Here is a 25435-nt window from a genome sequence, read left to right on the forward strand (position 1 = left end):
GCATGAAAAACGAAATCAAAATATTTTCGCCTGCAACAGTTGCCAATGTCGCTTGTGGATTTGATGTCCTTGGCTTTTGTTTAGATACCATTGGAGATGAAATGGTGATAAGAAAAACAGAAGCAAAAGGAATTAAAATTACAAAGATTGAAGGTTACGACCTTCCTTTTGAAGCAGAAAAAAACGTTGCTGGTGTTTCGGCATTAGCCATGTACAATGCTTTACAACCAGACTGTGGATTCGAAATTGAAATTTACAAAAAAATAAAACCAGGCAGTGGTATTGGTAGTAGTTCAGCAAGTGCAGCAGGAAGTGTTTTTGGAATGAACGCCTTATTAGGCAATCCATTAAACAATACTGAATTGACTAACTATGCTATGAAAGGCGAAGCCTTAGCTAGTAAATGCGAACATGCAGATAATTTAGCGCCAGCTATTTTTGGTGGTTTTACATTAGTAAAAAGTGCGTGTCCTTTAAAAGTGTTGGAATTACCAACACCTTCCGATTTATTTGCGACATTAATCCATCCACAAATAGAAATTAAAACATCGGAATCTAGAGCAATTCTTCCAAAAGAAATTCCATTAAGTAATGCCATTACACAATGGGCAAATGTTGGAAGCCTGGTTCATGCTTTGCACACATCGGATTACGATTTAATAAAAGAATCTTTAAACGATGTGGTTATAGAGCCTTACAGAAAACAACTCATTCCACATTTTGATGACGTAAAATCAGCAGTTTTAGAATCTGGAGCTTTAGGTTGCGCTATTTCTGGTTCTGGTCCTTCAATTTTTGCATTGAGTAAAAGTGAAGCTACTGCCAAAGCTGTTCAGTTAGCCATGCAGAATGTATACTCAAAATCTAACATACAATTTGAAACTTACGTTTCTAAAATTAATACCCAAGGTATAAAAATATTATAATGAATTATTACTCACTAAATAGAAAAGCACCAAATACAACCTTCGCAGATGCCGTAGTCCGAGGACTTGCACCAGATAAAGGTTTATATTTCCCTGAATCGATTACACCTTTAGAGGCTTCATTTTTTGAAACCATTGAGGATAAATCAAACACAGAAATTGCTTTCGAAGCGATTAAGCAGTTCATAGTACCTGAGATTCCTGAGGACGTTTTAAAAACAATTGTTGAAGAGACGTTGAATTTCGATTTTCCAGTAGTTGAAATAAATGAAAATATTTCTACACTTGAGTTGTTTCATGGACCAACCATGGCTTTCAAAGATGTTGGTGCTCGTTTTATGGCAAGATGTTTAGGCTATTTTAATAAAACTAATACTAATGATGTCACTGTTTTAGTAGCAACGTCTGGAGATACAGGAGGCGCTGTTGCCAATGGTTTTTTAGGTGTTAAAGGTGTTAACGTTGTGATTCTTTACCCAAGTGGTAAAGTAAGCGACATACAAGAAAAGCAATTAACAACTTTAGGTCAAAATATTACAGCCTTAGAAGTTGATGGCGTTTTTGATGATTGCCAAGACATGGTAAAACGTGCCTTTATGGATGAGGAATTGACTAGCAAAATGCAATTAACATCTGCAAATTCAATAAATATTGCACGTTGGTTGCCACAACTCTTCTACTTTTTATTTACATACAAACAATTAAAATCTAAGCATAAAGACATTGCGTTCTCTGTACCAAGTGGAAACTTTGGAAATATTTGTGCTGGTATTGTGGCTCAAAAATTAGGATTACCTGTAAAGCATTTTATAGCTTCAAATAACGCTAATGATACCGTTGTAAATTATATGGCCACACAGTCTTACGACCCAAAACCATCGGTACAAACTATTAGTAACGCTATGGATGTTGGTAACCCAAGTAACTTTATACGCATCCAAGAATTACATAATAATGACTTTGATACATTAAAAGCCAATTTATCATCCTATAGTTTTACAGACCAAGCAACCAAAGAAGCGTTATTAGAAATCTATAAAGACTATAATTATATTGCTGATCCACATGGCGCTGTTGGTTATTTAGGTGCAAAAAAATACCTAGAAAATAATGATGCACATGTTGTATTTTTAGAAACAGCACATCCAACAAAATTCTTAGATGTAGTTGAAGAAGTTATTGAAAAATCAGTGCCTTTGCCTCCACAAATTGAAGCTGTAATGGATAAAGAAAAAGTAGCAATTAAAGCGAGTTCTTATGAAGATTTAAAAGCGTTTTTGTTGAAAAGGTGATAACTTGACGCAACCAAATCAACCTTTCGGCATCTAATGAATAGTTATCATTTAAAAAATCACAACTATGAATTTAAAAAAGAGATTTGTTTATATATTATTAATGTTTATATTTTTTTCAAGTTGTACTAATTTGGATGATAACACAATCGATGATATAGTTATATATCAAGACCAAAATACGACTATAACCTTATTAGGTGTTGAAGATAATAGATGTCCAACAGACGTTCTTTGCTTTTGGCAAGGTAATGCTGTAGTTGTTATGCAGGTTGAGAAGGATAATGAAACTTTAAATTTCACGTTAAATACGGCTGGATATATTAATGGTACTTCAAACTATCCCGATACCATATCGATTTTAGACCTTAACATTGAATTAATCGACTTACTACCTTACCCACAAACTGATACATCTTACTCTCTTTATGAATATAATGTTGATTTAGAAGTTATATATGAATAGGATTAAATGTGTAAATTTAGTTTTTACTAAAAAAGTAAGAGTTAAAGTATACTAGTAATGCCAAAAACCCTCTACACCATTTACGTTATAGAACTTTCTAAACGTGTATTTACTGAAAATACGAAGTTTAGAAAAGCCAACCCACAGTTTAATGGTGTTTTAGAATGTTTGTATGTTGGCATGACGAGTAAAACGCCTAAGGAACGGTTTCTTCAACATAAATCAGGACATAGAAATAAGAAAGGTTACAAAATCTCATCAAACATTGTAGAAAAATATGGTACGTATTTACGACCCAGCTTATACAATCATATTGATCCTTTTTTCACAAGAGCAGAAGCTTTAAAAGCCGAAGAACAAATAACATTAGAATTAAGACGCGAAGGCTATGCGGTTTGGTCTAATTAAATAACCATAAATCTCTTTAAGGTTTCTTCATAGATTTTCTCGTACATTGGTACAATATTGTGCAAATCAAATTTTTGAGATTGAGTTTTTGCGTTTGCCTTAAATTTATTTAACGTATTGGTATCTGATAAGATTTTTACGGCATTTGCAGACATATCTTTTATTGCACCAACATCACTTAAATAACCAGAAAAACCATCTTCATTTACTTCGGGTAATCCACCAGTATTAGTAGAAATAACTGGAACACCACTAGCCATAGCTTCTAATGCTGCTAAACCAAAACTTTCGGTATTTGATGGTAATAAAAACAAATCACTAAAGCATAATATTCTATCTATTTCATTACTATTACCTAAAAATATTACACGGTCTGTAATACCCAATTCTTCAACTAATAATTCAGCACCTTCCTTTTCTGGACCTTCACCTACCAACATTAATTTTGCAGGTAATTCTTTTTGAATATTATAGAAAATCTTAATAACATCCGGAATTCGTTTCACTTCTCTAAAATTACTAATATGCGTAATTATGCGCTCATTATCATCTGCCATCATTAGACGTTGACAATCCGTAAATTTAGGTTCATGTTTATCTAAATCTATAAAATTTGGAACAACATGAATATCTTTTTTAATATCAAATAAACGTAATGTATCTTTCTTTAAACTTTCTGAAACAGAAGTTACAGCATCAGATTTATTAATACTAAAAGTAACAGCTGGTTTATAGAATGGATGACTACCAACAAGTGTAATATCTGTACCATGTAAGGTGGTTACAATAGGAACAATAATACCTTCATCTTCTAACATTTGTTGTGCCATATACGCTGCATAAGCATGAGGAATGGCATAATGCACATGAAATAATTCTATACCATGCAACTTTACCATATCTACTAATTTACTAGATAATGCTAGTTCATAAGGCTGATAATGAAAAAGAGGATATTCTGGTACATGTACTTCATGAAAATGAACATTACTACTCAACAATTCTAGTCGTACTGGCTGACTATAAGTAATAAAATGAATTTCGTGACCACGTTTTGAAAGCTCTAAGCCTAATTCTGTTGCAACTACGCCACTTCCACCAAATGTTGGGTAACAAACTATTCCTATTTTCATATATTCTTAATTCAAAAAGTATTTAAAGTTAAATGTCAGTTTGTAGTCGTAATTTATTCTGAATGCTTTCTAACTTCTATAACAATTTTTAAAGTTATAGGTTTTGAGTAATCCATGTCTGAACTTTAATACCTTTTTAACTTTCAATTTTAATTATTATTCTATAATTGCCTCATAAATAAGACGTTGAATTTCGGTTCTAATATTTTCTCGTAGTAACAAATTTTTACCTGCTTTAGGATACGTTCTGTTAGCTAAAAATATATAAACGATTTCTTCTTCTGGATCAGCCCAAGCATAAGTACCTGTAAAACCTGAATGCCCAAAACTAGTCATAGAAATACATCCGCAAGTTGGACCTGTATCACCTAACTGAGGTTTATCAAAGCCTATACCTCTTCTATTATCACTATCACAATAATAACAATGATTAAACTTATCTATAGTTTCACTTTTTAGATAGCGTTTTCCTCCATAAAACCCTTTTTGCAAATACATTTGCATAATTTTAGCTACGTCATTGGCATTACTAAAAACACCTGCATGTCCTCCTACTCCATTTTGCATTGCTGCTCCCATATCGTGCACATAACCATGTACTTTTTTATAACGATAATAATCGTCTATTTCAGTTGGCACAATGTCTTTTAAACTAAACTTCTTCCTAGGATTATAAGTGGTGTAATTTGCTCCAAGTGATTTATAAAAGCGATCTTGAGTAATTTCACTTAGTGGTTTATCATAAAAACCTACAAGATAATTTTTAAGAATATAATAAGGCAAATCACTATAGCGATAGCGTAATGTAGAAAGCAAATCACTTTCTCTTATAATTTTTTGAATTGAATCTTGATAATCATTTCGCATAAATAGCGTATTGGTTACTTCAACTTCAAAACCTTTTGTCCGCGTTTTTCTGTAATATTTAGGATTTGGCTTTTTTGTAACTGAATCTAATGTAGCATAATAAAAAGGGATCCAAGGCTTAAGTTGAGCATAATGCGACAACATTTTCTTTAATGTAACATTCTTCTTATTTGTTGTTTTAAATTCTGGCATTAATTTGCTTAGCTTATCATCTAATGATAAAGAACCTCTTTCTTCTAACTCCATTAATACTGGTAATGTTGCTAATATTTTAGTTAAAGACGCAACATCGTAAATATCATCAAAATCAACCTTATTCTTCTTAGAATAGGTATGATAACCAAAGTTTTTATTATAAATAACTTTTCCTTTTCTAGCTACTAATAATTGAATACCTGGAGTCATTTTACCATTTACAGCATGGTTGGCGACTGAATCTATTCTAATTAATAATTTAGAATCCATACCAACACGCTCTGGCAAACCGTAACTTAAATTCATTAAAGAGTTATAAGTTTCACCTGTACCGACCGGAAAAAACTGACCTGTACTCACAGGCAATTTTCCTTGTGCTGCAATTGCACCAAAAATAAGTTGAGCTGATTTTTCTTGAGCAATCTTACTATTTTGATAACTCATTACAATACCTTCAATATTTTCTACAGAAAGCAAATCGTTTAAAGCGTATGGCCTTGCAAATACATCTAAAATTATGGTATTGGTTCTCGCAATTTCATACAGCCATGCCATTTCTTTTTGGGAAAATTTAAATCCCTTCCATGGATTAGCGTTAGATTTATGAAAACCTACAACAACGGTATTATAATTTTGAAGTTTTGTGATTAAACCATCAAGCTTATCTGCTTTTATTTGGTGAACTTTTGTGTATTTTTTTAATTCTTCTAAAAAGGCTGAACCAGAATCGTCACCAAGTGAAACATAAGCAACTTTCTTAGTTTCTAAATCCCTAAGTGGTAATAATGAATTTGAATTTTTTACTACTGTAATGGCATTTTCCATGAGTTCTTCATAGAGTGCATCATCATTAAGTCTGTTTAAATCTTTTTCTAAATTATAGATTCCAATTGGCGAATAGTTGTTTAAGCCTACTTTATATTTCGCCATTAATATTTTTTTTACTGAATGTGCTAAACGCTCTTCAGTAATAGTTCCATTATTAAAAGCTTCAACAAATTTAGCAATACCTTTTTCTGGGTTTTCAGACATTAGCATCACATCATTTCCTGCTAAAAAAGCCATTAAATCAATTTCGCCTCCTTTAATTAGACTTTTCTTATTAGTTCCATCTACGCCTTTTTCTACATAATCTGCAGCACCTTTCATTGTTAAGGCATCTGTAAATATTAAACCATTAAAGCCTAATTGTTCTTTTAAAATATCTGTAACAATATGCTTAGATAAAGAAGAAGGAAAACCTCTTCTCTTTTCTAAACTAGGGACATTTAAATGCGCAACCATAACGCTAGCTAAACCTTGCTTAATCAGTTTTCTATAAGGATATAACTCAATAGAATCTATTCGTTGTGCACTAAAATTAATAGTTGGCAATTTTAAATGCGAATCTTCTTCAGTATCTCCATGACCAGGAAAGTGTTTTGCATTTGCTAATGTACCAGCACTTTGCATCCCTTTCATAAAAGCCAAACCTTTATCCGTAACATTATCTCTATCTTCTCCAAAAGAGCGATTTCCAATAATTGGATTATTAGGATTGGTATTAATATCTACTGCTGGTGCAAAATTAAAATGTACACCAAGGCGTTTGCAATGTTCTCCAATCTGTCTTCCTGTTTGCTCTACTAATTTATCATCTGAAATTGCACCAAGTGTCATATTCCAAGGAAAAGCGTACGTAGAATCTAAACGCATGCTCAAACCCCATTCTGCATCCATACCAATTAATAAAGGAATTTTTGAAGCAGCTTGTAACTCGTTATTTAATTTTGCTTGGCGAACTGGTCCACCATTAGAATATATTAAACCACCAATATGCTGGTTTTTAATAAGACTGGCTATGCCGTTTTCGTGAGTTTTTCCTTTATTTGAAAATACCTGTACCATGAATAGTTGCCCGATTTTTTCATTAATAGACATGGAATTATACAGACTATCTACCCATTTTTGTTGTTGAATAGAATCTTTAGTTTGAAGAGGATTTTTAGAATAATCTTGTGCAAAATTAAACTGAAAACTAAAACAAATAAGAATAAGGGCAAGGTAACGCATTGGCAATCTTTTATCGTTTAATTAATGATAACGAATATTATGCCAAATTAGCATTTTTAACAGGAAGTAAAAAGACTTTATGATAGAATTATAAAGAAGTTTTATACAATTAATCTTTAATAAACTTAAAGCCAATTCCGACATAATTTGCACTTAAGCCAGAGTTACGTTGGTAATAATTGTATTTAAAATCTATACTCTTTAATCCAAATTTAAAAATATGAGCTTTTGTAAAAATATCTGTGTAACTCAAACCAAACCCATATTGACTTGCATTAAATTTAGACAAATCATAATCTGAAGTATAATACTTATCTGTTGACAAATGCGAATCATAAGGCGCAAAATAATCAGATTCCGTTTGGTTATAATATCTATAAGAAGGGTATAAAGTGAATTTTGTTGAAAGCTTTATCGGAACTTCTAGATTGAATGTATGAGACTGAATTCCCCAATCATCTGAATAAAATCTATAGTAAGTTCTAACTACAAACATCTCGTTTAAATAATAATTTAATCTAAAACCAAAAGGTACTTTTAATCTGCTTGAAGGTAATCTTTCTATATCATCTGCTAAATGAAAAACATCAGTATTACTTTTAGAAGTATAATTTGGAATACTTGCAGCATTACCAATATAATAATTATCTACATCTGAGAAATAAACACGTTGCAACGGATTCCCTAGCCAACCTTGCTGTTTCACAATATCTAAAAAGATAGAAAACTGAGCATTTTTACTTAATATTTGAGATAAACTTAAAGATAGTGAGTAAGAGTTTCTTGCTTTGTCTTTTATTACTTCAAATCCATTAATAGGACTCCAGTCTGTAGATATATCACCAAATTCATCTAAAATTGAAACTCCATAAAAATATCCTTGGCTTAAATCACCATTGACATCGTCATAAGCATTTAACTCTGTTGGGTAAATAGGATTCCAAGTATCTAAATAGACTTTTCCACTGATACCTAACGTGGTATTCTTTTCATTAAATAACTTAGTTAACCCACCTCCAAAACCAATTGATGTATAATCATATTCTGCTGCAAAAGAAACATCTGCATTCCAAATGGTATTTCTATCATCTGAGCTATGTGAAAAATCGGCATTTAAACTAGTCCAAACATCAGAAGCAGAAGCTCCAGAAGACGTTACCCAAGGGCTACCTTGATAAGAAGCACCTGAAAGGTCAAAAGGATTTCCATTACTAGACGATGCAGAGGTATAAGCTGAAAAACCAACATCTACCGTAAGTACATCATCTGCGTTTAATGGCATACTCACCACAATTGTACCTGTTAAATCTGTTAACTCTTCTGTTCCAATTCCACCAGTTACTGATGCATTGTTACCTTCTTGAGCATAATAACTACTTAAAAAATCGACTTCGGTAGTTTCTAAAACTCTTTTTTTATAAACATTGGTTGAGTCTTGCTGTGCAAATGAAAACCCAAAAAGTGAAATAAACACAAAAAATAAGATGTTCCTCATTAGATACCTATTATTAATTACAACCACATCCACCACCAGACTTACCACCATTTGCTCCTGATGCAGCTTCTCTATAGACTTGATAACTCGTTTCAAAGCGATCAAATTTCTTCTGAGCTAAAGCCATATCTGGATCACTTAAATTTACTTTCTCGTATTCTTTTACAGCCACACAAGATGAAAGTGTTGTTGTAATTAAGGCGATTATTAATAGCTTTTTCATAATTACTCTTTATTTTGTAATTCTATATTTGATGAAGATACAATTTTATTGTCTTGATTAACAATAATGCATTCAACTCCTTTTAATTGATTTATAAAGTTTAAGCCAGCTTCTTCTCCCATCACAAATACTGACGTTGCTAAAGCATCTGCTAATTCTGCATTTTTTGTAAAAATAGTAACACTTAAAATTCCTGTGGCTGGATAGCCAGTTCTTGGATCAATAATATGTGAATATAATACATCATTAAAGGTAATATACTTTTCGTAATTACCAGAAGTTACAACGGCACTATTTGTAACTGGCATCCAAGAAAACACTTTTTCTTTATTCAGCGGGTTCACAATAGCAACCATCCATTCTTTTCCATTAGGTTGTGTTCCCCAAGTATTTAAATCACCAGAAGCATTAATTATACCTGCTACCACACCAGAACTCATAAGTAAAGATTTAGCCCTATCTGCAGCATAACCTTTACCAATTGCTCCAAAGCCAATTTTCATACCTTTGAGCTTCAAAAACACAGTTTGTTTCTCTATATCTAAAACAATGTTTTCATAACCTACTTTCTCAACAGATTTTGTAATGGCTTCTTCTGAAGGCATTTTGGTCATAGAGCCATCAAATTTCCAGATTTTATCCATAGACGCATAGCTAATATCAAAGGCTCCATCTGTGAGTTTTGAAATCTTTAAAGCACGTTGAATAAGTTGAAACAATTCCGAATCAACTTTTACAGCTTTTATACCTGCAGCCTTATTTATTTGAGTTGTTTGTGAGTTTTCATCCCAAGAAGAAATAAGACGCTCAATTCTTATTATTTCATCTATGGCCAATGAAATGTACTTTTGCCCTTCAATAGAATCATTTGCTACGACAGAAATATCGAAGCGACTTCCCATTAATTTTAGAGATTTTGAATATACATCTTGACTATAGCCTAACGTATAAATAAAGACACTTAATATAAAAAGTTTAATCTTCAAAAGACACTATTTTTTCGAAATACTTAGTTGGTGTTGTTTTCTCGTAGCCTAAACTACCTATTTGGTTTCCATCAGAATCTAAAATTACAACATATGGAAAATATCCATTTTTATTGTATTTATCAGCTAACGTATTGTTGTGTTCTTGTTGTTCATTAGACAACTTATTCTTTTTACGTCTAGGAAAATCTGCCTGTAACATTATTAGCTTATCCTTAGCCAAATCTTGAAATTCTTGTGTATTCCAAACTTCTCTATCTAATTTAATACATGGTGCACACCAATCTGAACCTTGAAAAACGAGAACAATTATTTTATCACCTTTAGAAGCCAATTCTTTAGATGTTTCAAAATCAGTTTGCCAATTTTGCGAATATACTTGAATTGAAAGAAGTAGAAATATTATAAATATGAGTTTTGTTTTCATAGTTCAAATTGTATTATATAACTATTATTAAACGTAAACACTTCCTATAAATTATAATTACATAAAGTAATTGCTCCGTGTTTATTGTTTATTCTATTAAATCAATATGTCGATCGTGATAACCTAACAAATATAACACACCATCTAATCCTATGCTAGAAATAGAACTTTGTGCATTATCCTTAACTTTAGGTTTTGCATGAAAAGCAATACCTAGTCCTGCTAAGTTAAGCATTTGTAAATCATTTGCGCCATCACCAACAGCAATAGTTTGGCTAATATCAATTCCCATATCATCCGCTAGTAATTGCAAATACTCTGCTTTTTTACTACCGTCAACAATATCGCCAAGATATCCACCAGTTAAAGCACCGTTTTTAATTTCTAATTGGTTAGCAAATACGTAATCGATATCTAATTTTTTCTGTAAATAATGGCCAAAGTACGTGAAACCACCAGATAAAATAGCTGTTTTAAATCCGTAATTATGTAATGTATCTATTAGACGCCTTGCTCCTTTTGTAATCGGTAAACGTTCTGCAACTTCTTGTAAAACAGATTCGCTTAAGCCTTCTAAAAGTTTCATTCGTCTTTTAAAACTTTCATTAAAATCAATTTCACCTTGCATTGCAGATTCTGTAATCGCTTTTACTTCATCACCTACACCTGCCAATTCAGCTAGTTCATCTATAACTTCAGTTTGAATTAAAGTAGAATCCATATCAAAACAAACTAAACGCCTGTTTCTTCTAAAAATATTATCTTCTTGGAAAGCAATATCTACATCTAATTCATTTGAAATATCCATTATTTTCTGAGTAAAATTAGATTTATCATCAATTTTACCTCTAATAGATAATTGAATAGACGCTCTAGGATATTCTGTCTCTTTCACTAATGACAAACGACCTGTTAATCGTTTAATAGAATCGATGTTTAAATCTCTACTTGATATTACTTTTGTGACTTCAGAAATTTGTTCTGCAGTTAGCTTCTCACCCAGAATTGTTATGATATAACGATCCTTTCCTTGGAGACCAACCCAATTTTCATAATCTTGAAGCGAAATTGGCGAAAATTTAGCTGTAATCCCTAATTCATACGCCTTAAACAATAAGTCTTTTAGTACTGCTGCCGATTTTTTACCAGATTTTATTTCAAACATTATACCTAATGATAAGGTATCGTGAATATTGGCTTGTCCTATATCTAAAACTTTAGCATCATATTCTGCTAAAACACTTGTTAAACTAGAAGTTAAACCTGGTTTATCTTGTCCTGAAATATTAAGTAAAAAAATGTCTGTTCCCACTGTACTTTAAGTTAATGATTGTTGATTATGAATATTCTAATCTATTTTAAAAATCTACTATGCCAACTTTCGCTTGCCGGAACTTCCCAATTTTCATTAAATTCTGCAATATTGGTGACCAAATTGTTAAAAACGATTGTGTTTTTAGATACTGCTTTCTGTTGTGCCATTTTTTTAAAATCTAGCAATGGTTTGTATGCTATAAATTCACCTTGTTTATAAGAAACATTCATTTTATCCATTAAATCAACGTTATATTGCTTTTCTAATTGCTGAATAAAATTAACCGATGAGTCTATAGAACAACCTGTAGCATTATTTAAGTTTTGATCCATTGCTATCACAATAAACCTTTTGTAAACTATTTTATAGCCAGCTTTTAAATCTTTTCCATGTGCTGTCCAAGCTTCGATAAACGTTTCTAACTGCGAATTTAGCTGTTCTAATTCTGTATCTGAAAACGAACGATTGGCTTGGTATATCCAGACTCTAGATTCTTCTGGTAAGGTATTAAAATCAACTAGCATAAATTTCTTTTTTTATGAGCACAAAAATAAGGTTTTACATCCAATTTTTATCTTGAGATTCCACCTTATATAACAAGTAATTATAAATAGACAAAGCTTCAGTTTTTGTGATATAAGGAATTGTAACTGCTTTTGAAGCTGTTAAAATCACCAAAGAAGCAATACCGCTTCGCTTTTGAAATAAGGTTTGTTTTAATTTTATGCCTTGAATTTTATGAATTTCAAGAATGTTAGTAATTGTATCTATTACACCGCTTCCTATGGTAATATAATTATCCGAAATTCTGTAATACGCTTTTTTATAAGCAAAGTATACATACAAAACTGCTAATGGAACAAACACAAAATTTATCAATAGCATTTCAACACCAAATAAAAACAATAAAACTGTATTAATTAATATTCCTAAGGACAACATTTCCAAAGCCGAAATACGCATAAAATAAGTGCTCGGTTTTTCGGTTTCACCTTCAGCAATATAATTTAATAAAAGCTTATTAATTAAATAATTGAGCTGTTCCTTCTCTAATGCAACAATATTAAAATTCTTTTGCTGCTTTTGGTTAACCATTGCTTGTTTTACAGATAAACTATGTAATCCTAAATATTGCTTCACACGATTAGTTGTAATAACCAAATTCTGAATACGACTAGGCATTAAACTCAAAGACACTTTATTGAATAGTCCTTTGTTTATTTCTACTGTTTTTTGATGCTCAACAACTTCGAGATTAAAATTTATAATAAACGTTTTTACTACAGAGAATAAAAGCGAAATCAATACAACCACAATTACAATAATAACGTTTGTAATCAGTAAATTAAAAAGTGTATCCTCATCGAGTTGAACAAAGTCATCAATATGTTCTTCTAGTTTCAATTCTTGCAAATACTCCTCAAACTCATTATACAAACTAAATACAAAAGTGAAAATAAGTAAAAAGCTTTTAAAATGATTTTGAGACAAACCCTCTAATAACAAACGCTTTAAAGTTACTTTAAAGAAAATCTCTGGTTCTTCTATGTGATCTACTAAATCTAATTCTTCACTAGCAACAGATAACTTATTAAATAATCTCTTTTTAAGTAATATTGCCGTTGGTCTATCTAATGCACTTATTTCTATTTCAGATTTTTTATCTCCTGCCGTTTCTATTTTAAGAGAAACAACATTAATTATTTGTTGCAAGAAATTTTGTTTAATGTAGACATTCTGAATTTTGGACTTCGGAATAATAGTAGTGTCTTTATTTATAATTCCAGAGGATAAATGGAAATCCTCTTTACTTAAATAGAATTTAAAATTTAAATATTTTAAAATAGCAATAACTAGAATTATAACTATAATGCCAATAATACCTAGCAAAATCATTGTAGGTGTAATATTGGCAAAGGACTTCCCTCTTATTAAGGACACTCCAAATGCAATGAAAAGGACAAAGAATTTCTTAAAAAACTGAAAGACCTTGAACCCAAAAATTACGATTATACCTTTAGAAGATTGCCTTAAAGGCTGCGAGAAATCAGTTATTTCCATTGATTTTATCGCTAATAATTTCTTTAATTTGCTTTGCTTCTACATGTGGCAAACCCTTAATACTTAAATCACTACCTGTTTCGCCAGCCGTAAATATTTTTAGTGTTGAAAGCCCAAAATGCCTAGCTAACCAACTTCTTGATTCTTCAACATGCTGAATTCTAGAAATTGGTACAGTTATCATAGAATGAATAATTATACCTTTTGAGTAAATAACATCATGCTCTCTTATAGCATACTTTCGTTTTTTAAATGCTAATAAGCTTACAATTAAATTAAGGATACAAAATACTATGACTACAAATATCATGTACCATAAATTAAGCTCAACGTCTTCCTTTTTTTCAATAAAATATTTAAAACCAAACACTAAAGCAATTAAACCAGCATAAAGCGCCAGTTTATTGAGAATTATTATTTTTAAGTACGAGTTAGAAATTGGTTTTAAAACCAAATCTTCAACCTTGGGTAAGCTTTCGGTTTGTATTTGAAGGTTTGTAAAGTTCATTGGTTAACATAAGTTTTTTTGAAAGTGTTGAAGTTGAAATTAATTCAATTTTATGCGTTAATCATCCTCAGGATTACAAACCAAAAACACCTGTAAAAGAATAACTTATTCGGTAAAAATTATTATGCATCCGCAATCAACTCAGCAATATCCATTACTGTGATCTGACCTTCTTTTTCTTTAAATTTCACACCGTCTGTCATCATAGTGTTACAATAAGGGCAACCTGTTGCAATGATTTCTGGCTGTGTTTCTAAGGCATCTTCGGTTCTAAGCACATTGATTTCTTTATTCCCTGGTTCTGCATCTTTAAACATTTGTGCGCCTCCTGCTCCACAACATAAGGCTGTTCCTTTGTGTCGTTTCATTTCTATTAAAGTCGCGTTTGTTTTTTTAAGCACTTCTCTTGGTGCATCGTACACACTGTTTGCTCTTCCTAAATAACAAGGATCGTGAAAAGTAATGCGTTTCCCTCTAAATGTATTGCCATCTAATGTTAAACGGCCAGAACTCATTAGTTCTTTTATAAATTGTGTGTGATGAATAACATCGTAATTACCACCAAGACTTGGATACTCATTTTTAAGGCAGTTAAAAGAATGCGGATCACAAGTAACAATACGTTTTATTTCGTAAGCATTAAGTACTTCAATATTCATAACGGCTTGCATCTGAAATAAAAACTCATTACCAGCTCTTTTTGCTACATCACCTGTATTACTTTCTTCAGTTCCTAAAACAGCAAAATCTACGTTTGCTTTGTTTAATATCTTAACAAAAGCCCTAGTTATTTTCTTAGCTCTATCGTCGTAACTACCAGCAGAACCAACCCAAAACAAAATTTCTGGTTGTTTGCCTTCTGCCATCATTTCTGCCATGGTTGGCACTTTTAGTTGCTCGCTCATACTTTAATGTTTAATCGTTTATTTTTTAATTGTTAAACCGTTATCGCGCTCTTATCAGCAATGTTTTAACAACTAAAATTTTAACCTATTAACAATTCTATTCTTCGTCTTTCCAATTTAAACGGTCCATTTGGTTGTATGGCCATGGTGCTCCGTTGTTTTCTATATTGGTCATCATGTTATTAAGCTCCATTGGTGCTGCACTTTGCTCCATTACTAAATAGCGTCTCATTTCTAATATAATGGATAATGGATTGATGCTTACAGGACACTCTTCAACACAGGCATTACATGTTGTACAAGCCCAAAGTTCTTCGTTTGTAATATAATCTCCTAGAAGTTGTATACCATCATCTACAAACTTCCCTTTATTTAAATCAATATTTTTACCAACCTCTTCTAAACGATCACGCGTATCCATCATAATTTTACGAGGCGACAATTTCTTACCTGTAAGATTTGCAGGACAGGCAGAAGTACAACGACCACATTCTGTACATGTATAGGCATTTAATAGCTGAACCTGCGTTAAATCCATAACATCGCTTGCTCCAAACTTAGCAGGCACTTCATCTTCTGAAGTTTCTTCTGGTACGGCATAAGGATCTGCATCTGGATCCATCATAAGTTTTACTTCGGCTGTTACAGCTTCAAGATTATTGAGTTTTCCTTTTGGCTCAACACTTCCAAAATAAACATTAGGAAACGCTAAAAGAATATGTAAATGTTTAGAAAAATATAAATAATTTAAAAATATTAATATACCTACTATATGTAACCACCAAGCTGCTCTTTCTATAGTATGAAGTGTTTCTAATTCAAAACCATTAAACCAAGGTGCAATAAATTGTGATATTACGTTACCAGAATTGGCTGTTTGAAAAACAGTATCTGTTGCATTCATTACTAAAAACAAACACATTAATACAACTTCAAAATAAAGAATAATATTACCATCACTCTTTGGCCAGCCTTTCATTTCTGAACTTAAGAAACGTTTAATTTTAATCACATTTCTTCTTAGCCAAAACACAATTACAGAGACTAAAACCAAAACTGCTAGTACCTCAAATGCGCCAATTAAGAAACCATATAATGCTGCTGGCAAAAATTCTTGACCAATACGATGTGTTCCAAAAAGTCCATCGATAATAATTTCTAAAACTTCAATATTTATAATTACAAAACCAACATAAACGATAACATGAAGAAAGCCAGAAACTGGTCTTCTTACCATTTTACTTTGGCCTAACGCAATATTTACTACGTTTCTCCAACGTTCTGATTTGTGATTGTTGGCATCTACTTTATGACCTAATTTAATGTTTCTGATTAATTTTTTAACATTATTTGCAAAATAGCCAATGCCTGCAATTAATAATAACGCAAAAATTATATTTGGTAAATATTCCATAGAGTTGGATAGATCTAATTGTTGTTTAATTCAGCTTCTGTAGGTTCCTCGTAAGGAATTTCTTTTTTAGATAAAATACGTCTGTAACGTGCAGGATGTAATTTAATATCTAGAAGTAACAACTCTAATTCTTTAGTTGCATTTTCTAAATTATCGTAGAGATTTTTGTCTTTTAATAATTTACCCATAGACCCTTCTCCTGCTTCTAAACCAGATGCAATTTGATTAAATTTTAGAATCATTTCATCTAAATTCTTAACTGTATTTGAAAGCTTAGCCTCATTAAGGTCTTTCATTAAAACAGCTAATTCACTACTCGTTTTTTCAAAATTCTCTAATATAGTAGCAATTTTTTCATCATGTTGACTTAAAAGTTTATTGGCTTTTAATCCAACGCTGTTAAATGTTTTAAGAGTAGCATTAAGTTCTGCAATAGTTTGTTTTAAACCTTTTTCTGAATCGTCTTCTACCAATGCATTTAGATTAGTTAATAAGGTATCTGATGATCGTAATGTAGAACCTAAATCATCACTTATGCCTGAAAAATTCTTTTCTAAAGTAGTAATCATACCTGGTTTTACTTCAGACTTTATAAAATCTCCATTTTTGGCAATATCACCATCATTGGCATCAATAATAGATAGTGCGTTGCCTCCCATTAACCCATCTTGATATAATCTTATAATACTATTCTTTGAAAATTTTAATTCTGGAGTAACATTAAATGCTACTTTGGTTTTACCCGATTTAAAATCGTACTTTATTTCTTCTATTTTACCAATTTTATTGCCCTTTACTGTAACTGCTGAAGCCATAGACAAGGCATTATAATCGAATTCTGTATAGTAGGTATTTGTGTTTGTAAATAAATCCTCACCTTTAAGATATGTGAATAAATAAATACAAAAAGCAATACCAGCTATGACCAGTACGGCTGTTTTAACTTCTCTTGAAATTTTCAATGGGCTATTCTTTGGTTTAAAACAAAATTAGGAATAAATATATTAATAATATTCTTAATCCTTTGCGGATTTTAAAGCTTCCGTCATGCTAATTCTTTTACCGCCTTTAAATGCTACAATAAAAGCACCAGAATAATCTTTACGAGCCTCTACTAATTGCTTCTGAATCTTATTATAGTCTGAAGTTTTACCACAATAATACTTATAAATGTTTCCAGATTTTTCTCTAGAAATATCACTAAGCCCTTTAAAATTATAGGATTTAGCTTCTAATTCTCTAGAGCTAGCCGCAATCTGAATTTTAAAAGTAACATCTTTAATTATATGAGCAGTATCATCCTCTTTTTCATCTATTGCTTCCTCTCCAGCTATAGAAAATGAAGTACCTACATTTAAATCTAATTCTTTTTTATAATCTATAATAGCATCTTTTATCGCTGTTGCTATTTTGGTTTGTCCATTTTTAGAATTTAAAAAAGCACCTTCGGTTTTATTGGTAATAAAACCTGTTTCTATAAGTACACTAGGCATATAAGTATTATGTAAAACCCATAAACTTAATTGCTTAATTCCTCTACTCTTTCTTTTTAATTTTCCAGCAAAATTATCTTCTACTTTACGAGCTAAAACAATACTTTGCTCTACGTAAAACTCTTGCTCAATACCTAATGCTATTACAGATTCTGGTGAACTAGGATCAAAACCTTCATAATGCTCTTCGTGATTATCTTCTAAAAAAATCACTTCATTTTCTGCTTTCGCAACAGACATATTTCTTTCGTCATTTTTGGCACCTAAAACATAAGTTTCAGTACCATAAGCTTGCGTGTGATGAGCATTACAATGCACCGAAACAAATAAATCTGCATCTGCTTTATTAGCTATAGCAGAACGTTCATGCAACTCTAAAAATACATCTGTTTTTCTGGTATATATTACTTTAACATCTGGATCTTTTTCTAATTGTTTACCCAATTCTAAAACTACTTTTAACGCTATATCTTTTTCCTTATAACCATTTTTAGTAGGTCGACCTGGATCTTTACCACCATGACCAGCATCTAAAACCACAACAAACTTATCCGCTTGCGCATGCAAAACTGTATAAGATGTTAAAGAACTTATAAATAAAAGAAGTAAGAATACTATTAAAGGTTTTTGGTTCGTTTGCATATTTAATTAACGATTTATAATCTCGGATTATTACATTTCACTGATTGTTACAGCCTATTTATTAACTTTATTATTTTAATAAATTAATCACAAAAAATAACTGTACTTTTGGCGTTTCAAAAACCGAGCCATACTTTTACAAAAATACATTTAAAAGGATTGCGTACAAATAGAATAAACATACTTTTTCTCTTGAGTTTTACAGTGTTTATAAACACTTTGAGCTTCGCCCAAGAATTACCTAAACCCAACTCATCAATTCCGGCTGAAAAACAAAAAGACACCGTAACAATCCCTGTAGATTCTATTAAAATCCCTCCTGTTAATACAAAAGAAATAGATTCTACAAAAAAAGATTCCCTAAAGAAAAAAGAATTTTTAACAGGAATTGTTAGCTACAGAGCTTCAGATTATGTTTCTATGAACCAACGGAAACAAAAAATCTATATGTATAATGAGGCAGTAGTTACCTACGAAGATATGGAGATTACAGCAGGTGTAATAGAAATTGATTACAGCAAAAACTTAGTCTATGCAGGAAGAATAAAAGATTCTACAGGTTATTCTCAACGTCCTGTTTTTACACAAGGTGAAAATGTTATTGAACCAGATTCTATAGTCTTTAATACCGAAACAAAAAAAGCATTAGTTTTTAATTCTCGAACAGAACAGCAAGGCTTTAAAGTTTATTCTCCAATTACAAAAAAGGAAAATGACTCCGTTTATTTTATGAAAAAAGGTCGATTTACTACGGCCGAAAGTGAAGAAGACCCAGAATACCAATTTATTGCTTCAAAAATGAAGCTAGTTCCTAACAAAAAAGTTATTGTTGGACCAACTTATATGGAAATTTATGGTGTTCCAACGCCTATTGCATTACCATTTGCGTTTTTTCCTATGACACAAAAACAGACTTCTGGTATCATTTTCCCTTCCTTTGGTGAGGATTCAGGAAATGACAGAGGATATTTTCTACAAAATGGTGGTTATTATTTTGCAATTAGTGATTATTTAGATTTAGCTGTTCTTGGAGATTACTACACTAATGGTAGTTATGGCCTACGTATAGAAAACAACTATGCAGTTCGCTATAAATACAGAGGAAATATTAGTTTTAGATATGAAAACTTACTGAATAGCGAACGTGGTTTTTCTGATTTTAGTCAAAGTACCATTTATAATATTAGATGGTCACATAGCCAAGATACCAAAGCTAATCCTAATGCACGTTTTTCGGCATCTGTAAATTTAGGAAGTAGCTCTTATTTTCAAGAATCGGTTAACCAACTAAATCAATCTAGTTTTTTAAACAATACTTTAGCTTCTTCTGTTTCTTATTCAAAAACTTTTATTGGAGAACCACAAGTTAATTTAAGTTTAACAGCATCTCATAGACAAAACACAAATACAGGTGATATAGATGTCACCTTACCTACTTTGCAGGCCTCAATGGGTAGAGTTTATCCTTTTGCTCCAAAGTCTGGATCTAAGAAAGGTGCAATTCAGAATATTAATTTTCAAGTAACAACAAGAGGTGAATATTCTATTAGCACAAACGATTCTATATTTGGAAAAAGTGAAATGTTTGATGATGCCGAAATTGGTATGAAACACAGCATACCATTAACCACAAATTTTAAAGTGTTTGACTATTTTAGTGTTAGTGCTAATGCTAACTTAGATGAAAATTGGACACTTAAAACCGTGAGTAAATATTATGACCAAAATGAAGAAGAAGTCGTAGAAATAGACAAATACGGTTTTGATCGTTACATGACCTATAATTTTGGTGCAAGTATTGGCACTACAATCTATGGAATGTACAATTTTGAAAAAGAAGGTAAAGACCCAAAAGTACAAGCCATAAGGCATGTTATGAGACCCTCTTTAAGCTACTCTATTTCGCCTGCTTTTGACCAATATTACGAAACCTATGATGTTATAGATGCTGATGGAACAACCTCTGAAGTTGAATACACTCGTTTTGAGAATTCGTTATATGGCGTTCCAGGAAATCGATATTCTAGTAGCATAGGTTTATCTATAGGTAATAATCTCGAAGCTAAAATAAAACCTAAAGATTCAACAAAAACAGAACCAGAAAAAAGATTTATTTTAAACAACCTAAACTTTTCTACATCTTACGATTTAGCTGCGGATTCTCTTAATATAAGTCCGGTTAGAGTTACTGGAGGAACTCAAATCTTAAATAATAAGATGAGTATTAACTTTGGGATGACTTTAAATCCTTATGCTTTAGATAGTAACAACAGTGTTGTTAATACCTTTAATATTAATAATGGTGGTAGTTTATTTCGTTTAACCTCTGCCAATTTAACAATGAGTTACACATTATCTAATGAAAGTTTTTCTGGAGACGAATCTGCACAAGACTCGGCATCGTCTAGAGAATCTGCGCGATCCGGAGGAAGAACGGATGACTTATTTGGTACATCTGAGGATTATGCTGATAGAAGGCTCAACGATCAAGACAAAAGCAAAAAGGAAAAAGACGAAAAAAGTGATTTTTATAATTACAAAATGCCTTGGAGTCTAAGATTGGCCTACTCTGCAAATTATAACAATACACAGCGACAAAACGAAATTTCTTCGCACTCCTTAATGTTTTCTGGTGATGTAGACTTATCACCTCGTTGGACGGTAGGTGCATCATCTGGATTCGATTTTTTAAATCAAGGATTTACCTATACGCAATTACGTTTTGAACGTGACTTATTAAGTTGGCGAATGAATTTTAGTTGGATTCCTTTTAGCGAGCGTAGTTCGTGGAATTTCTTTATTGGTATTTCATCAAGTCTTCTTAAAGATTTAAAATACGATAAGCGTCGTCAAGCAGATAAAACTGTAGGAAATTAAATAATTTTCGAACTTTTTTAATGTTAAAAGACCGCATCGTTCGTTATTGAATTTATTCAAAAATATATTAAATTTGAAACTATATTTTATTAAGAATTACACACTACTTTTAAACGGAATAAAATCTAATTAAAATCAACTTAAGATGAAAAAAATAATAAACACTCCAAAAGCTCCTGCTCCAATAGGACCATATAACCAAGCTGTTTTAACAGGAAACACATTATATACATCTGGTCAAATAGCTTTACACCCAGAAACAATGGAGTTAGTTAATGAAGATATAAAAACAGAAACAAAGCAAGTAATGGAAAACATGAAAGCTGTTTTAGAAGCCGCAGATATGTCTTTTAATAATGTTATAAAATCTTCAATTTTTATAAGTGACATGAATACGTTTAAGCAAATTAACGAAGTTTACGGTAGTTATTTTGATGAAGCTACTGCTCCAGCACGAGAAACTGTAGAAGTCGCCAATTTACCAAAGTTTGTGAATGTTGAGATTAGCATGATTGCCGTAAAATAAAAGACCTACAATATTTTATTTCTAATTCTGATATAAACAATTGTTAATAAATCATTCTTACAAAAACACAAATTTTAGACCTGTAGATTTTAAAGAATTGTATTTTTGGTTGTAACCAAATTTTCTTCTAAAATGCGCATTGAACACGATATTAAGTTAGGCTTTAAAGATGTAATGATTAGACCTAAACGTTCTACCCTAAAAAGTAGATCACAGGTAACCTTAGAGCGCGAATTTAACTTTTTAAATAGCAATTCTAACTGGAAAGGTGTACCAATAATGGCAGCTAATATGGATACCGTTGGTACGTTTGAAATGGCTTTAGAATTATCACAACACAAGCTATTTACAGCTATACACAAACATTACAGTATTGAAGAGTGGAACAAATTTTTATCAGAAGCTCCAGATGGCCTTGAAGATTATATTGCCATTAGCACAGGAACAGGAAAAGAAGATGCCCTAAAACTGAAAGCTGTTTTTAAAAGTAACCCAAAATTAAAATTTATTTGTATCGATGTTGCCAATGGCTATTCTGAGCATTTTGCAGAATTTGTAAATCAAACGCGAAATCAGTATCCTGATAAAGTAATAATTGCTGGTAATGTGGTTACTGGCGAAATGGTAGAACAACTTATACTCTCTGGTGCAGATATTGTAAAAGTTGGTATTGGACCAGGTAGTGTTTGTACAACACGTGTTAAAACAGGTGTTGGTTACCCTCAATTATCTGCCATTATTGAATGTGCAGATGCTGCACATGGTTTAGGTGGACAAATTATTAGCGATGGTGGCTGTACAACTCCTGGAGACGTTGCTAAAGCATTTGGCGCTGGCGCAGATTTTGTAATGCTTGGCGGCATGTTTGCCGGACATACAGAAAGTGGTGGCGAACTGGTATTAAGACATGGAGAACAATACAAACAGTTTTATGGCATGAGCTCATCTACTGCTATGGATAAATATGTTGGTGGTGTTGCAGAATACAGAGCTAGTGAAGGCAAAACTGTAGAAGTACCATATAAAGGTGATGTTAAAGATACGCTACAAGATATTTTGGGCGGTTTACGCAGCACTTGTACTTATGTTGGTGCACAACGCTTAAAAGAATTAACAAAGCGCACAACATTTATTAGAGTTGCGGAACAGGAGAATCAGGTTTATAATTCTTAGAAATTGCTTGTTTCTACATATCATTATTTATCCAGATAGTTTTAAACCACTCACAAACAACTAACATATTTTCCGTTGGCTTTTTATTGCTGTCTATAAATACGCTTGAAAAAAAATCCCAATGTGCCTTTCTCCATTTCTTAAGTGGTTCAATATTGGTGCCTATATCTATAGAAGCATACTCTTTTGTTATTTTATTGAAAGGAATGGTATCAACTTTTACAATTTCAATAATGGCTTTTGCTTTTCCTGAAAAATTTGTAATAATATGTTTAGTTCCAGAACGCGGTAAATCTACTTTTGCTTCCTTATACATGTAATACAAACCTGAACCAGCTTTCTTTTTACCCGAAACAACTAATTCTGCCAATCGATTAGCATCAGCTTCGTTGTTATGAAAATACGAAGATTCTGGCATGTCATCATTTTTAAATTCAGGATTTGAACTTGTATAGGATTGCCACATATCCGTAACACTTTGGTCTATTGTATTTTTAGCATTTACTTCTGAATTTACTGTGTTTTCAACTGTATTTACAGTTTCGTTTTTACAATTTATCAAAATCAAAAGCAGAATTATTGCTGTTCTTTTCATACTTTATTTATTTTCATTTTTCTTTAAAATTTGTTCTTTCAGTTGCGTTATTATTAACGATGCTGTTTCATTTGCACTTAATTTACCTTTCTGTAATTCAGCAACCATTACAAAATTTGGTAACATACCTAAGTCTTCTTTTGGGTTAATTAAAGAATCAATTTTTATAATTGTATTTAATATATATATCGACTTTAAATTAGTTTTTAAGCTCTCGTTAATATCAAAATATAGATTACTAATTTTATTCTTAGACTGTTTTGTATGATGATTATTTAATTGTAATTCGTTAATTAACGAATCTAAAACTATATTATATTGTTGAATAGAATAATATATACGAGCAGAGTTTTCTCCTTCGAATTTTTTTATACGTTTTGAATTAATTTCCTTAAAACTCTTTTCAATTTTATTAAATTCAACCATACTAAGACTATCCATTTTATTACCTAAAATAGTAAAAGAATTCTCCACATCTTGTGATATTTTATTACAAGATACTAAAGCAAAAACAGAAAATAAATAAAGAATATTTTTCATAATAAAGTGAATTTACAACTTAAAAAAGTAACATAAAAAATTGCAATTGTTTTTAATATTTTTGTAGTACTTATGTCAAAACTAAAAAAACAAGAATTAAAAGACTTCTTAGAAGAAAAAGTTATTCTTTACAATAACCCTAAGTTTATTGAGAGTGACCCTATTCAAATTCCGCATCAATTTACAAAAAAGGAGGATATTGAAATTGCAGCATTTTTAACGGCTACAATTGCTTGGGGAAATAGAAAAAGTATTATAAAAAATGCTAACAGAATGATGGAAATGTTAGATCATTCACCTTTTGAGTTTATAACACAACACCAAGAATCTGATTTAGAAAAACTAAATCCTTTTGTTCACAGAACTTTTAACGGCAAGGATTTTATACAATTTGTACAAAGTCTACAGCATATTTATAAAAACCACCAAGGTTTAGAAGCTGTATTTACTGTAAATGCAGAGAAAGACTCAATTCAAAATGGTATACATTATTTTAAAACTAAATTCTTTGAAATTCCGCATTTAGATCGCACTAAAAAACATATTAGTGATCCACATAAAAACTCTGCTGCAAAACGAATTAATATGTTTTTGCGTTGGATGATTAGAAACGACAAAAATGGTGTTGATTTTGGTATTTGGAACTCACTTTCACCTTCTCAATTAAGTTGCCCTTTAGATGTACATTCTGGAAATGTAGCCAGAAAACTAGGTCTATTAAAACGAAAACAAAATGATGGAAAAGCATTGACTGAATTAGATAAAGCCTTAAGACAGTTAGATGCTAACGATCCTGTAAAATATGATTTTGCACTCTTTGGATTGGGTGTTTTTGAAGGCTTTTAGATATGCTTTTTATGCTATTTTCCATTCTAAATGAGAACCTAATAAATTCTCATAATTAAAAAACCTATAA

At 31.5% G+C, this 25435-nt stretch carries 24 protein-coding genes; 8 read left to right on the plus strand and 16 right to left on the minus strand.

What is annotated here, in order from left to right; genetic code table 11:
* Nucleotides 1-2 precede the first annotated feature (2 nt).
* The 4 genes from HNV10_RS04185 (at nucleotide 3) to HNV10_RS04200 (ending at nucleotide 3092) form a co-directional block, all read left to right on the plus strand.
* On the plus strand, nucleotides 3-926 hold the full coding sequence (locus HNV10_RS04185; RefSeq protein WP_173300101.1) for a homoserine kinase: 924 nt from the start codon (nucleotides 3-5) through the stop codon (nucleotides 924-926).
* Nucleotides 926-2218, plus strand: coding sequence for a threonine synthase (gene thrC, locus HNV10_RS04190; protein WP_173300102.1), 1293 nt, complete (start codon nucleotides 926-928; stop codon nucleotides 2216-2218). The genes HNV10_RS04185 and thrC overlap by 1 nt, the downstream gene beginning before the upstream one ends.
* Nucleotides 2219-2351: 133 nt before the next feature.
* On the plus strand, nucleotides 2352-2684 hold the full coding sequence (locus tag HNV10_RS04195; protein WP_173300103.1) for a hypothetical protein: 333 nt from the start codon (nucleotides 2352-2354) through the stop codon (nucleotides 2682-2684).
* A gap of 57 nt (nucleotides 2685-2741) precedes the next feature.
* Nucleotides 2742-3092, plus strand: coding sequence for a ribose-5-phosphate isomerase (locus tag HNV10_RS04200; RefSeq protein ID WP_173300104.1), 351 nt, complete (start codon nucleotides 2742-2744; stop codon nucleotides 3090-3092).
* On the opposite strand, the gene bshA is transcribed toward HNV10_RS04200, so the two are convergent.
* The 14 genes from bshA to HNV10_RS04270 form a co-directional block, all read right to left on the minus strand.
* Entirely contained in the window at nucleotides 3089-4225 is a 1137-nt protein-coding gene (gene bshA, locus HNV10_RS04205) for an N-acetyl-alpha-D-glucosaminyl L-malate synthase BshA (RefSeq protein ID WP_173300105.1), read from the minus strand. The two genes, HNV10_RS04200 and bshA, sit on opposite strands and share 4 nt — an antisense overlap.
* 156 nt (nucleotides 4226-4381) lie before the next feature.
* The gene (locus tag HNV10_RS04210; RefSeq protein ID WP_173300106.1) at nucleotides 4382-7339 is read right to left on the minus strand and encodes a glycoside hydrolase family 3 N-terminal domain-containing protein; all 2958 of its coding nucleotides are present in this window, start codon (nucleotides 7337-7339) and stop codon (nucleotides 4382-4384) included.
* Nucleotides 7340-7448: 109 nt separating this feature from the next.
* Nucleotides 7449-8834, minus strand: a complete 1386-nt coding sequence (locus HNV10_RS04215) for a DUF3570 domain-containing protein (protein WP_173300107.1) — start codon at nucleotides 8832-8834, stop codon at nucleotides 7449-7451.
* 13 nt (nucleotides 8835-8847) lie between these two features.
* Complete coding sequence (locus HNV10_RS04220) at nucleotides 8848-9057, minus strand: DUF4266 domain-containing protein (protein ID WP_173300108.1); 210 nt, start codon at nucleotides 9055-9057, stop codon at nucleotides 8848-8850.
* Nucleotides 9058-9059: 2 nt separating this feature from the next.
* On the minus strand, nucleotides 9060-10043 hold the full coding sequence (locus tag HNV10_RS04225; RefSeq protein ID WP_241695455.1) for an FAD:protein FMN transferase: 984 nt from the start codon (nucleotides 10041-10043) through the stop codon (nucleotides 9060-9062).
* Complete coding sequence (locus HNV10_RS04230) at nucleotides 10033-10470, minus strand: thioredoxin family protein (RefSeq protein WP_173300109.1); 438 nt, start codon at nucleotides 10468-10470, stop codon at nucleotides 10033-10035. Before HNV10_RS04230 ends, HNV10_RS04225 begins: the two co-directional genes overlap by 11 nt.
* An 88-nt stretch (nucleotides 10471-10558) precedes the next feature.
* Nucleotides 10559-11782, minus strand: coding sequence for a phosphoserine phosphatase SerB (serB, locus tag HNV10_RS04235; RefSeq protein WP_173300110.1), 1224 nt, complete (start codon nucleotides 11780-11782; stop codon nucleotides 10559-10561).
* A gap of 41 nt (nucleotides 11783-11823) precedes the next feature.
* Nucleotides 11824-12309, minus strand: a complete 486-nt coding sequence (locus tag HNV10_RS04240) for an ABC transporter ATPase (RefSeq protein WP_173300111.1) — start codon at nucleotides 12307-12309, stop codon at nucleotides 11824-11826.
* A 34-nt stretch (nucleotides 12310-12343) separates the two neighbouring features.
* Nucleotides 12344-13846, minus strand: coding sequence for a PH domain-containing protein (locus HNV10_RS04245; protein WP_173300112.1), 1503 nt, complete (start codon nucleotides 13844-13846; stop codon nucleotides 12344-12346).
* On the minus strand, nucleotides 13833-14354 hold the full coding sequence (locus HNV10_RS04250) for a PH domain-containing protein (protein WP_173300113.1): 522 nt from the start codon (nucleotides 14352-14354) through the stop codon (nucleotides 13833-13835). The genes HNV10_RS04245 and HNV10_RS04250 overlap by 14 nt, the downstream gene beginning before the upstream one ends.
* A gap of 122 nt (nucleotides 14355-14476) precedes the next feature.
* Nucleotides 14477-15259: a (Fe-S)-binding protein gene (locus tag HNV10_RS04255; RefSeq protein ID WP_173300114.1), complete on the minus strand. Its 783-nt coding sequence runs from the start codon at nucleotides 15257-15259 to the stop codon at nucleotides 14477-14479.
* 97 nt (nucleotides 15260-15356) lie between these two features.
* Nucleotides 15357-16673 (minus strand): (Fe-S)-binding protein, encoded by a 1317-nt coding sequence (locus HNV10_RS04260; protein ID WP_173300115.1) that lies wholly within the window; start codon nucleotides 16671-16673, stop codon nucleotides 15357-15359.
* Between the two features lie 14 nt (nucleotides 16674-16687).
* Nucleotides 16688-17635, minus strand: a complete 948-nt coding sequence (locus HNV10_RS04265) for an MlaD family protein (protein WP_173300116.1) — start codon at nucleotides 17633-17635, stop codon at nucleotides 16688-16690.
* 54 nt (nucleotides 17636-17689) lie between these two features.
* Nucleotides 17690-18808, minus strand: coding sequence for an N-acetylmuramoyl-L-alanine amidase family protein (locus tag HNV10_RS04270; RefSeq protein WP_173300117.1), 1119 nt, complete (start codon nucleotides 18806-18808; stop codon nucleotides 17690-17692).
* 108 nt (nucleotides 18809-18916) lie between these two features.
* Here HNV10_RS04270 and HNV10_RS04275 point away from each other — a divergent pair, with 108 nt between their 5' ends.
* The 3 genes from HNV10_RS04275 to HNV10_RS04285 all read left to right on the plus strand — a co-directional run bounded on the left by HNV10_RS04275 (nucleotide 18917) and on the right by HNV10_RS04285 (nucleotide 23384).
* A complete protein-coding gene (locus tag HNV10_RS04275) occupies nucleotides 18917-21685 on the plus strand; it encodes a putative LPS assembly protein LptD (RefSeq protein WP_173300118.1) in 2769 nt (922 codons plus the stop codon).
* A gap of 145 nt (nucleotides 21686-21830) precedes the next feature.
* Entirely contained in the window at nucleotides 21831-22211 is a 381-nt protein-coding gene (locus HNV10_RS04280) for a RidA family protein (RefSeq protein ID WP_173300119.1), read from the plus strand.
* A gap of 132 nt (nucleotides 22212-22343) precedes the next feature.
* Nucleotides 22344-23384, plus strand: a complete 1041-nt coding sequence (locus HNV10_RS04285) for a GMP reductase (RefSeq protein ID WP_173300120.1) — start codon at nucleotides 22344-22346, stop codon at nucleotides 23382-23384.
* 13 nt (nucleotides 23385-23397) lie between these two features.
* Here HNV10_RS04285 and HNV10_RS04290 read toward each other — a convergent pair whose 3' ends face one another.
* Together HNV10_RS04290 and HNV10_RS04295 are read right to left on the minus strand one after the other, a co-directional pair.
* The gene (locus tag HNV10_RS04290) at nucleotides 23398-23979 is read right to left on the minus strand and encodes an ASCH domain-containing protein (protein ID WP_173300121.1); all 582 of its coding nucleotides are present in this window, start codon (nucleotides 23977-23979) and stop codon (nucleotides 23398-23400) included.
* A gap of 3 nt (nucleotides 23980-23982) precedes the next feature.
* Nucleotides 23983-24519, minus strand: a complete 537-nt coding sequence (locus HNV10_RS04295; RefSeq protein WP_173300122.1) for a hypothetical protein — start codon at nucleotides 24517-24519, stop codon at nucleotides 23983-23985.
* 72 nt (nucleotides 24520-24591) lie between these two features.
* Here HNV10_RS04295 and HNV10_RS04300 point away from each other — a divergent pair, with 72 nt between their 5' ends.
* Complete coding sequence (locus HNV10_RS04300) at nucleotides 24592-25365, plus strand: TIGR02757 family protein (protein ID WP_173300123.1); 774 nt, start codon at nucleotides 24592-24594, stop codon at nucleotides 25363-25365.
* Nucleotides 25366-25435: the final 70 nt, after the last annotated feature.

The organism is Winogradskyella litoriviva, from assembly GCF_013249065.1.
Lineage (GTDB): Bacteria > Bacteroidota > Bacteroidia > Flavobacteriales > Flavobacteriaceae > Winogradskyella > Winogradskyella litoriviva.